16 protein-coding genes are annotated in these 10864 nt (G+C 35.8%); 3 read left to right on the forward strand and 13 right to left on the reverse strand.

Annotated features, from left to right (window positions below; all coding sequences use genetic code 11):
• The first annotated feature begins 32 nt into the window (after positions 1-32).
• From AC27JP_RS19465 to AC27JP_RS19475, 3 genes are all read left to right on the forward strand, one after another.
• Positions 33-755 (forward strand): FadR/GntR family transcriptional regulator, encoded by a 723-nt coding sequence (locus tag AC27JP_RS19465; RefSeq protein WP_487117592.1) that lies wholly within the window; start codon positions 33-35, stop codon positions 753-755.
• Between the two features lie 572 nt (positions 756-1327).
• A complete protein-coding gene (locus AC27JP_RS19470) occupies positions 1328-1603 on the forward strand; it encodes an HU family DNA-binding protein (RefSeq protein WP_487117593.1) in 276 nt (91 codons plus the stop codon).
• Between the two features lie 210 nt (positions 1604-1813).
• Positions 1814-2410 (forward strand): tyrosine-type recombinase/integrase, encoded by a 597-nt coding sequence (locus tag AC27JP_RS19475; protein WP_487117594.1) that lies wholly within the window; start codon positions 1814-1816, stop codon positions 2408-2410.
• Between the two features lie 90 nt (positions 2411-2500).
• On the opposite strand, the gene AC27JP_RS19480 is transcribed toward AC27JP_RS19475, so the two are convergent.
• The 13 genes from AC27JP_RS19480 to AC27JP_RS19540 form a co-directional block, all read right to left on the reverse strand.
• Positions 2501-2956, reverse strand: a complete 456-nt coding sequence (locus tag AC27JP_RS19480; protein WP_487117595.1) for a GNAT family N-acetyltransferase — start codon at positions 2954-2956, stop codon at positions 2501-2503.
• Between the two features lie 133 nt (positions 2957-3089).
• Positions 3090-3434 carry a hypothetical protein gene (locus AC27JP_RS19485; protein ID WP_487117596.1) on the reverse strand — a complete coding sequence of 115 codons (345 nt, stop codon included), beginning with the start codon at positions 3432-3434 and terminating at the stop codon, positions 3090-3092.
• Between the two features lie 191 nt (positions 3435-3625).
• Positions 3626-4063, reverse strand: a complete 438-nt coding sequence (locus AC27JP_RS19490; RefSeq protein ID WP_487117597.1) for a GFA family protein — start codon at positions 4061-4063, stop codon at positions 3626-3628.
• A 127-nt stretch (positions 4064-4190) separates the two neighbouring features.
• The gene (locus AC27JP_RS19495) at positions 4191-4517 is read right to left on the reverse strand and encodes a hypothetical protein (protein ID WP_487117598.1); all 327 of its coding nucleotides are present in this window, start codon (positions 4515-4517) and stop codon (positions 4191-4193) included.
• 127 nt (positions 4518-4644) lie between these two features.
• Entirely contained in the window at positions 4645-5223 is a 579-nt protein-coding gene (locus tag AC27JP_RS19500) for a hypothetical protein (protein WP_487117599.1), read from the reverse strand.
• A 124-nt stretch (positions 5224-5347) separates the two neighbouring features.
• Positions 5348-5701 (reverse strand): hypothetical protein, encoded by a 354-nt coding sequence (locus AC27JP_RS19505; protein WP_487117600.1) that lies wholly within the window; start codon positions 5699-5701, stop codon positions 5348-5350.
• Positions 5702-5812: 111 nt separating this feature from the next.
• Positions 5813-6319, reverse strand: a complete 507-nt coding sequence (locus AC27JP_RS19510) for a GNAT family N-acetyltransferase (protein ID WP_487117601.1) — start codon at positions 6317-6319, stop codon at positions 5813-5815.
• 116 nt (positions 6320-6435) lie between these two features.
• Positions 6436-6768, reverse strand: a complete 333-nt coding sequence (locus tag AC27JP_RS19515; RefSeq protein WP_487117602.1) for a hypothetical protein — start codon at positions 6766-6768, stop codon at positions 6436-6438.
• 471 nt (positions 6769-7239) lie between these two features.
• A complete protein-coding gene (locus AC27JP_RS19520; protein WP_487117603.1) occupies positions 7240-7647 on the reverse strand; it encodes a hypothetical protein in 408 nt (135 codons plus the stop codon).
• Positions 7648-7760: 113 nt separating this feature from the next.
• Complete coding sequence (locus AC27JP_RS19525; RefSeq protein ID WP_487117604.1) at positions 7761-8183, reverse strand: hypothetical protein; 423 nt, start codon at positions 8181-8183, stop codon at positions 7761-7763.
• A 91-nt stretch (positions 8184-8274) separates the two neighbouring features.
• Complete coding sequence (locus tag AC27JP_RS19530) at positions 8275-8577, reverse strand: hypothetical protein (RefSeq protein WP_487117605.1); 303 nt, start codon at positions 8575-8577, stop codon at positions 8275-8277.
• Positions 8578-8680: 103 nt separating this feature from the next.
• Positions 8681-9007 carry a hypothetical protein gene (locus tag AC27JP_RS19535; protein WP_487117606.1) on the reverse strand — a complete coding sequence of 109 codons (327 nt, stop codon included), beginning with the start codon at positions 9005-9007 and terminating at the stop codon, positions 8681-8683.
• Positions 9008-9655: 648 nt separating this feature from the next.
• Positions 9656-10060, reverse strand: coding sequence for a GNAT family N-acetyltransferase (locus tag AC27JP_RS19540; protein ID WP_487117607.1), 405 nt, complete (start codon positions 10058-10060; stop codon positions 9656-9658).
• Between the last annotated feature and the right edge of the window lie 804 nt (positions 10061-10864).

Below are 10864 nucleotides of genomic sequence, written 5' to 3' on the forward strand. Positions count from 1 at the left end.
GTATTTATCCAGTCTGTTCAGGTGAGGTAAAAATGGCAGCAAAAAGACTTTTCTGGAGTATCGTCGAATTAATTGAAGCATCGATAAATTCTGGCAATTTCCCTGTTGGTAGCCGATTACCGCCAGAGCGAGAATTAGCCGCTAAATTCAATGTTAGTAGGCCAACCATTCGTGAAGCTATTATTGCCTTGGAAGTTCGCGGCAAAGTTGAAGTAAAGACTAGCTCCGGTATCTATGTTTTAGCCGCACCAAATTCGAAAAATTCATTGCAAAAAATCAATGCCTTTGAAGTGACTCAAGCCCGAGCTTTAGTGGAAGGCGAAGTTGCTGCATTATCGGCTACCTCGATAACCGAAGCTGAATTACTTGAATTAAACCAAACCCTAGTTGATATGGAGGAAGGAAAAGACGTCGAGGCCGCAGATAAAGCCTTCCATAAAATTATTGCAAACTCTACACGCAATGAAGCTATGAAAAGCGTAATAAGTAGTTTGTGGGATTTAAGAGCCTCATCTAAAGAAGTAATTCAAGATTATGATAGTGTTTGTAGCAAAGATAGTTCAAAAACAATTGCCGAACATAGAGCCATCTATAACGCATTAAAGTTAGGCGATGCTGCGCAATCGCGGATGGCAATGCATGAGCACTTCAATCGATTAATCAATACATTATTTGATGCAGAAGAAGCAAGAGCATTGGAAAAAATGAAAAGAGAAAGTACTGAAAAAAGAGATATGTATTCTATAAAAAGGTAGGGGTAATGCCCTGAACAAAGTTTAGTTGTCAAAACAGTATCTCATAGGATAAATACTCTCATGAACATTAATTTGAAGAGAATTTATTAACAGATTAAACAGTTACAGTTAATCGTTATTTTTTACAATAACTTGTTAATAGATACCAATCAGACAATTATGTGATTCACCATTCCTACAGTTTCAAAACGACTAAGCTTCTACTTCAGGTGTAAAATGCCCCCCTTTTAAGAGTCAATATTAAGTCGACAATGCAACACAAAAAAAAGAATTTAAAAGTGTTTTAAGTTTTCACTGTGGTGAGTTTGATGTAGTCTTGGAGCAACAAATACACTTATAAATTGCACCAAAGAAGTCAAATAGCTTCATATAAAATCGCAGTGTTCTGATTATTTAAGAGCCTATTGGACGAGTACTTTTCTATTTTGCACAGATAATCTATCTCGCTTGGTGCCCCTTTCCGAGTTGATCTTAGGCATTAACTACGACTAAGAGAAAGAAGATAATTTATATTGCCCTATTCGCTGTTATTTTTTAGTATGTTGGTAATAACAATAAAAGGAATAACAATAATGAACAAAAGTGAATTGATAGCTAAAATAGCTGAAGGAGCAGACATTTCGAAAGCTTCTGCTGGTCGTGCGTTAGATAGTCTAATTGGCTCTGTTACAACTGAATTAGCCAATGGTGGTGATGTAGCGTTAGTTGGTTTTGGTACTTACAAAGTAAATGACCGTGCAGCTCGTACTGGTCGTAATCCTCAAACTGGTGCCGAAATACAAATAGCTGCAGCTAAAGTACCTGCATTTAAAGCAGGAAAAGCATTAAAAGACGCCGTGAACAAATAATTTTATGAAATAACTTGAACTACTTTCTAAGCCGCTAAAAAAGCGGTTTATTAATTTTTACAATAATGCGTATAAATTAAGTCATATCTATCTCTATCTCTATCTCTATCCAAGGTAACTTATTAATATTTAATACACATATACCAGCCATTTATAAATCCAACATTTTCATCTTAACTATTATTTCCATACAACTACTAGGATTTGATCATGACTGCTTGGAACAAAGGTAAACGTGTTGGTCAGAAAAAAGCGTTTAAACTCGAAGAAATTTGGCGTATTCGAATAAGATTAGAAATTGAAAATAAGCTAGAGCAGCTAGCTTTATTTAATTTAGCTATAGATAGTAAACTTAGATCTTGTGACTTAATAAGCTTAAAAGTTCGCGACATTTCATCAGCCTCACTAATCCAATCTCGTGCGATGATTGAGCAACAAAAAACTCATAAAGAAGTTCAATTTGAAATAACGCCAAAGACTCAACAATGCTTGAGCCAGTGGCTATATTTTAAAAATCTATCTTCCTCTGACTTTATATTTCCTAGCCCAAGAAAGCTAGGGCAACATATTTGCTATCACTACTATGCAAATATAGTCAAAAATTGGGTGTCCACCCTAGGCTTAGACATCACCCAATATGGTACGCACTCGCTCAGACGAACTAAAGCATCTTTAATTTATGCAAAAACAAAGAATTTAAGGGCTATACAGTTACTGCTGGGACATTCAAAACTGCAAAGTACAATTGAATACCTCGGGGTCGAAATAGAAGATGCTTTATCTATATCTGAAAGTACTGAAACTTAAAAATTTCATAAGCGCCTCAAAACCTGAGGCACTAACGCCCCCATAGTGAGACAGAATTTCAAATACATTTGCCACACTTCAAACTTCATACTAAGTAGCAAACTTCACTGACATTGCTACTTTTTTAATACCGTGTGATGGAGTCCATCTTTTAAACTCAAGAAAACCATGTTTCTTATATAAATTAATAGCGGGCTTATTTACAGCAGCAGTTTCTACTGTAGCACTTGATATATCAAATGAATTTAGTACATAACTTATCAATTTGTCTGCGATCCCTTTTCTAAAATACTTTGGGTCGACTGTTAAACTATGAATATCTAAGTGCTTTTCATCTATTTTTATTTCAATAACTGCGGCAAGACAACTTTCATAACTAAAACCATAAAAATTAGTTTTTGAATTTACTATATTGTTAGAACTTCTTAATAAAGGCGGAAAATCAACAACACCAACAAGTTGTGCTTCAATCTGGTAAGAGTTTTGAAAAACAGAATGTATTTCCTTTGCAATAATGTCATTTGAATTTTCAAGTGCTGCTATCATACTTCGTTTAGCTCCAAAGCCAGAATTGCTATCTAACGCCTACTTAAGCGGAAAAATATAGTTGGTTATAATGTTGAACGAAGTGAAAACAACCAACTGTATTTTTTCAGTTTGAAGTTCTTGTTATATGTATTTAGTAAGTCTTGACAGAAAAAACTACAGGAACAGAATAACCGTCCCAACACTCTTTAGCTTCTAAACTAACATTCTGTCCCGCTTTTTTCGCCGATAATAAAGTGTTATATAGTAATTCACCTTGTGGATTTTTATCGCCCAAAAGTATTACTGGGGTACTATGCTCACAACCCAATGTATCTTGAGCCATTTCTGCTCCCATTACATAAACTCTCGCCACATATGGGTCAGCAATCAAATGTAATTGTTTGTCCGCTAGAGAAATTTTACCTGTACTTACAACTGCAGCGTTACTCATACAAGTTGTTAAAGTAAAAATAAATAATGCTAATGTCTTTTTCATAAACTATTCCTTTGATTATTATTGTAAGGTGCAAACCATAACATGGAAGGATGATAAGTAAGTGTAATTATTAGAAAATAACGGCGAATCAGGCTATACATATAACGCCTAAATAACAGGCAATAAAATAGCTGGCTAAAATTAGCGACGCAGGAGCAAAACCAACTTTTTAGTCCTGATTAATTTGCTTGTTATGTGTTTGATTCTTTTGTTTGCGGAAAATGCTTATAAACATAATCACTTGTTATATTTTTTGTAGTATCAGAAAAACTGTAATACTTGGGTTTATGGTCAAAAAACACTTGCCTATTAAACTCTATATTTTCGTCATCTTCAAATAAGCCGGGTGGAATACCATATTCTCCGCTTTTATCATCACGAATAAACAAATGACTACCGCATTTTTGACAAAATCCTCGAACTGCCCATTCAGAAGATTTAAAAACGGTTATGTTTTCCTTACCCAGAAAATTAACGGCGGTTCCACATTCTATCTCCATAAGGGGACCGCCAGCCCATTTTTTACATTTTGAGCAATGGCAAACTCCTAGATCAACGAGATTCTTTGGTACTTCAACGCGGACAGAACCGCATAAGCAACTTCCTGTTCTCAATTTTTCTTTATTCATATTTTATCTACGGTGCCCGAAGTTTGACTAAACACACAACGCCCTGTTAAGGGGCAAATTGTAGTTGGCTAAAATGTGAAGCGGAGCGAAACCAGCCAACTGTAATTTGTCCCGCTTGAACAGCTTGTTAGCTGTTTTTATCTCTGTTCTCATTCATTTGGGTTTTATATTCTGGGTGATCTAGCGATAACTTACCTACGCGAATTTTATGCTCACAGGTTTTACAAGAATATAAATCGCTAAACTTAAACTGTTGGCGTGCATACTCAAGCCTTTTACCACAAAAGTCACAGAACCTCATACTCGTAGGCATTAACCAGCCAACAAAAAGCATTATAAATCCAATCCAAAACAAAGCTGGGTAACCCAAGCTGAAACAAAGAAATATACTTAATAGGCCTGCTAGAGAAATTATCAATGCAATTCTACTTTTGTTATCTAAATCTTCATTCATACAACTTCCATATTGAGAAACAGCTAACGCCCCAATAAGGGGCTGATAATAGCTTGCTAAAATGTGTAGCGAAGCGAAACCGAGCAAGCTGTTAGCAGTCCCGTCTTAATTGGCTTGTTAGCTGTATTTACAACCAAAATTGCCACCATTTTTTAACTTTTTGCCTTTTGTAGCCCGTAGGTTCCTTTTCATCGGAACTACGATTATCGTCATATTCTATACCTTGATATTCACCACTATGACCAGAAATTACTATTTTACCGCTATCTAACCACTCAACTACTTTTTCAACTTCATCTAAGATTTGAGGATAATAATCATCTACTTTTTCATTAAATGAATCAGGGCAAGTTAAACCAAGGCCATAACCTAATCCAAGGTTATCCATAAAGTTAAAACCGTCACAGTATAAGTCATAGCACTGCTCAATATATTTATTAGCATCGTCTGGTTTTTCAATTATTTTTTGAAGTATATTGCGAATGCTCCATTCATAATATTTGCCCATTGAAAAATAATTAGAAAGCACTTTTTCTGCTTCATATAGCCCTGAAGGTGTTTTGTAATTTATTGAAATAAGCTCTAAGTAATCATCCGACGTTAATGTCTGCTCAAGATCTGATTCAGAGTAAACCCATCTCTCAAATTCTGATAACTCGATCTCATGAGAAACTAACTTATAGAAAACTAACTCGACAGGGTTCACTAAACTCTCTTATACAGCTAACGCCCAATTAAGGGGCTTTTTAATAGTTTGCTAAAATTGTGTAGCGTAGCGAAACCGAGCAAACTGTAAAAAGTCCCGCTTTAATTGCTTGTTATGTTTTGAGCTAATCCAAGCACCTTTTGATTGCTTGATGTTCTGCGTTTGCCTTTAAAAGAGCTACAAATTCTTCTGTTGTTGGTTTTAAAACTTTGCAATGATTTAATTCAGATTCATCATGAGTTTCTTCATAACCAACAACATGGTAGCACCCACCGGATATATCTTTACCTCGTCCTTCCTGTTCGCACTTTGCAACGGCTTTATAAAAAAAGTAGGCACGAGTAGAGTTTATACATGAATTATATGGTTCACGTACTTCCTTAGTTAACTCTGCGCGCAGTTTCTTATACTCAGGATTAAGCTTACAAGCATGACCACTAAGGCTAAGAAACATTAACGAAATTATCAGTATTCTCATAAAAACATAACGCCTCGTTAAGAGGCAAAAAATTGTTGGCTAAAATGTGTAGCGGAGCGGAACCAGCCAACTGTTATTTGTCCCGCTTGAACAGCTTGTTATATCTCGTTTTTATAGCGTAACCTGATAAATATCAATTTTAAATCCACGAAAGAGCGATGCCTTAATGAACTGAAAACCTGTTCGATTTACAACTTTAACAGAGCTAGTATTCTCAGGCTCGATGAGTGCATGAATAGATTCCAGGTTTAATGAGTTCTTAGCAAAGTCTAGAACTCCAAGCGTAGATTCAATAGCATAACCTTTGCCTTGTTTGTTAGCAGCTAGACGATAGTTAATATGTATAACTTCACCTGAATCTATTTCATGTTTATTTAGACCACAAACACCAATAAACTCTGAACTTGTAGCATCATAAATCGCCCAGTGCCCATAACCATTTAAGCAATATTGTTTCTGACAATTAGCAATATACTCAAGAATTTGTTTTTCAGAATGAACACCCACAGTAGAGTATTTCATTACAATAGGATCAGCTAATACTTTAGATAGTTCTTGTGCATCTGCATTAGTGATTTTTCGAATATTTAACCTTTCAGTTTTCACTACAGTCAACATGAACTCCAAGAGATATAACGCCCAAATAATGGGCAAAAAATAGTTGGTTAAAATAGCGACGCAGGAGCAAAACCAACTGTTTTTTGTCCTGTTAATTTGCTTGTTAGGTGACTAGTTCACCAAACCTCTTTCCATAATTTATTAAAGGTCTCTGATGTGCAATTTACACCAGTAATGTCTTTGTATTGCACATTACTGTCCAGCCAAAAACCATAATTATTTGGATTAGGGCCAGATAGAACAAAATTACCATTTTGATCCAAACCTATTTCTCTATCAGGCAACCCATTTTCATCAAATTCAATTAACCACTCATTTACAAGATGAAGTTTATTTTCATAATCAGGATTTGCTTTTGGGATAAACCAAAGAACCTTTTCAACAACTTGCTGAGATAGAGATTTTTCTAACTTCCAATCTGTTGCCAAACTTGTACGAAGATACTTCACTCTAAAGTCACCTAACGCCCTGTTAAGGGGCAAATTGTAGTTGGCTAAAATGTGAAGCGAAGCGGAACCAGCCAACTGTTATTTGTCCCGCTTGAACAGCTTGTTATAAGTTTTATACTCTGTACTTTTATTTAGTTTTAGCTTTACGTTTAAACATAAGAAATAAGTCGGCAGGTATTGTAAAAACAAGAGAAACACCCACTAATTGTAAAGTAATGAAAACGTAGTCTGCAATACTTAAAACGTTACCAAAATAGGAAAACAATACGTCTAGCAACAACAAACTTGCCAGACTAAACAATATGAGAAAGGCAAATATTTTGGAATATACAAATTTATCAAATAACGTTTTATTTAACACCTAAATTCTCAAAACTTATAACGCCCTGTTAATGGGCAAAATATAGTTGGCTACAATTAAGCGACGAAGGAGCAAAAACCAACTGTATTTTGTCCTTGTTAAACAGCTTGTTATACATACTCTAACTCCACACTAGACTTTTCGGGAGTAACGGCGGAACAAGCTTCAAGTACTTTACTAGTTAAGACAAACTCATTAAATGATCTAAATTCTTCAAGTGAAGAACACCATTTATTTCCTTCTTCAATCTCTCTAAGAACCTTTGAAGGGGTAAAATATAGAGTACAGCTAAGTTGCCTTAGTTCTTCAGTATATGAAGGGGAAATTTGACGAGTAATATCTAGTTCAAAATACTCACCGTCCCCCCAATCAAAAACGCCCCATTGAAATAAAAGCATATCTTCCAATATTGAAGTAGCACCATCAATTCTCTCTAACGAATAAAGATCAATGGCGGTTTTGATTAAATCAATACCTTCTTGCTTTTCTAGTCGGGGAACTAAATCATCCAGATTCAAGTGCAATTCCTAAAGTATGTATAACGCCTCGTTAAGAGGCAAATAATATGTTGGCTAAAATAAGCGACGAAGGAGCAAAAGCCAACTGTTATTTGTCCTGCATTAACGACTTGTTATATGCAATTTACACTTTTAGTGAGCTTAAAGGTAGTTGCTTTTTTGTTTGAGATAAAGCTACTTTTGTATGGACTACTAAGCTTACAGTAACCATCTTTAATAAAACTAACTGTGGGCCATTCCATTATGTAGCCTGATAAACCACCGACACCACCTACAATTTCGGTTGGATTCTTTGGAATAAAGAATTGACCTAAACCATCTGAAAATGCAGAACCCAATACAATTGAAGTAGTACCATCAGCAGCAATAACTGCCTCATGTGACAAAACAATCTTCACTCCATTTAACGGTTCACCTGTTTTGGCATTTACAATTTTGCCATTAACATCGTATGTACCTACCGATTTAGTTACTGTGGCGCACGAACATAGTAAAAGACTAATTATAGCCACTAAAGTTGATTTCATAGATTGCATATAACGCCTCGTTAAGAGGCAATAAAATAGTTGGCTAAAATGTTGAGGAACGAAAACAGCCAACTGTTTTTTGTCCTTATTTATTAGCTTGTTATATGCCAATAGCTGCAATGCAACGACTAACAATTCCACATGCCTCTGTATTATCTTTATGCTCGGTTAGTACTTGATTAAGTTCAGATAGGATTAAACCTTTTAACTCTTCTGGCACATCACCCTCATCTTCATAAAGTAACTCATCATGATCATCAAATCCTTCATGGTCTCTCAACGATAAAGTAAAACCTTTTGATTCATCCTCTGGATCAACAAACATAAAGATGGTGCTTCCATCATCATAGCCACCACAAAAGTCGTAACCTGAAAATTTATAACCTGACATTGCGGCAGACACTCCTTGGCATATAACGCCCCATTAAGAGGCAAATAATGGTTGGCTAAAATAAGCGACGAAGGAGCAAATAGCCAACTGTTATTTGTCCTGCTTGAATGGCTTGTTAGCAGTACTTTGCCATATGACTATCAAATTGCTCTGCTAGTTTTAAATACTCGTCAACCCAACCATTTTCCATTGCTATTTCTTGTAATGGTGCAGTTGGTAAAAACAAGTAATTAAGTTTACTCACATTAACTTTGCCTGAACTCTTAAGTAACTGTAATTGTTTATTAATTAGATTTACGGTTTCACCAACGTCCATATCAGACCATATAGAATCTTCTGACTTTTCAAGGTGTAGTAATATTTGCTCCAAGACTTTAGTCAATGGAGCTTTAACATTCAGCTTTATTTTTCGTTTAAATATCAGATTCCAGAGAAAATTCATCTTGTACTGCTAACGCCCCAATAAGGGGCTGATAATAGCTTGCTAAAATGTGTAGCGAAGCGAAACTGAGCAAGCTGTTAGCAGTCCCGTCTTAATTGGCTTGTTATATACCCTAACAACTTGTGCCCAACAGTTAAAGAGCTGAATAGTAAAACAAAACTTAATGAATAAACGACCCATTGTGGAATGAAGCGCGGCATAGAAGGGATAAAAACTACTGCTATTAGAATTGAAACTACAATGGAATTAACCAAGGCAACTTTATTGGTTAAACCTGATTGCCTAGTTTTTGAAACTATTAACTCTGAAATAATTGCTGAAGTAAGAAAAGTAAGTGTAAGAGTTAAAAACCATACAGTGCGAAGAATTAAGATTTTAACTGACTCCGACATGTCAGGGTTTTCCATGACTGACATAGCAAACTCTATACTCATTGGATGGATATTATAAATTGCAGCAGGAAAACTAATTACATGCCATACAAGAGCGAAAATTAAGCCTCGGTATATCAAAGTACACAAATCCTTTTGGGTATATAACGCCCTGTTAAGGGGCAAATTGTAGTTGGCTAGAATGTGTAGCGGAGCGGAACCAGCCAACTGTTATTTGTCCCGCTTGAACAGCTTGTTATATGCCGTTTTTAATTTACTATAAAGTAACTTCCATTTTGAAGTAGGAAACATCTGCTTTATAAAAACGATCACCGTATGGTTGCATACCAAAACGTTGATAAAAACTTAAAGCAGATTCTCTGGCGTCACACCAAAAAACTTTTGCGTCAGTATTTTTAAGCGAATGAAGAATAAATTTTAACATTTTTGAACCTATCCCTTGGCTTTGACAATCAGCTTTAGTCGCAAATTTACGTAAACGAGCCTTATCTGATTTTATATATACGGAAGCGACACAAACAAGTTCTTTATCTGTAAAAACGCCGAAATGTAAAGCATCACTATCACCTTCTACATGGCAGTATTCTGGTGGTTTATTTGGCCAAAGAACACTATGGCGAAGCGGGATTGTTTGCTCCCAGGAAATATTACGAATTTCCATATAAGTTTGCAGAGCCTCCATAGGCATATAACGCCCCACTAAGGGGAAAATTACTTGTTGGCTAAAATATTGAGCGCAGCGAAAAAAAGCCAACTGTAATTTTTCCCGCTTGAGTGCCTTGTTAGTTACTTTTTGTTTAAAAGCACAACAACAGCAATAACTTACCATGTTTATTAGATTAACAACAGAAACACAATAAATGCCCCGCGCTACCCACCAAACCTTTAATTTTGAGCCATAAACACTAAAGCTAAGTTGAGCCTTTTAACGTGATAGGCGAAAACTGGATTTAGTAAAAAGAAAGGTAGAATTTGAATGCATTTCCATTTGCCAAGCCAAAGAACAAAACAAGCACAAAATATCGAATTGACACCTTAAATTAAATATTTTTCCAACTGAGTTGTGCGGGTAACTAACGCCACAATAAGCGGCTAAGTAATTGTTGGCTAAAATGTGTAGCGAAGCGGAACCGAGCCAACTGTTACGTGTCCGTTTGATTGCCTTGTTAGTTGCTGAGCGTTAAACCACATAACTAACAATAAGTTACCATGTTCACGGGGCAAGCGGAAGATGCAATAAATGCAAAACCGCAACTTAGCCACTGAACGTGAATTTTGAGCCGTTTACGCCTTTGCTAATTGTTTTTACCTTATAAAGCTAAGGCGAAAACTGTGTAGCCAAAGGCACTAAACAACTTTACAAAACTAAAAAGTGAAACAACAAAGGAAGGAAACAAACATCAATCCTTTGATGTGAAATGCCACACGTTTAACAAATAAATATTAACGAACAAGTTGCGGCAAT

This window comes from Colwellia sp. SU-HH01172, from assembly GCF_057553355.1.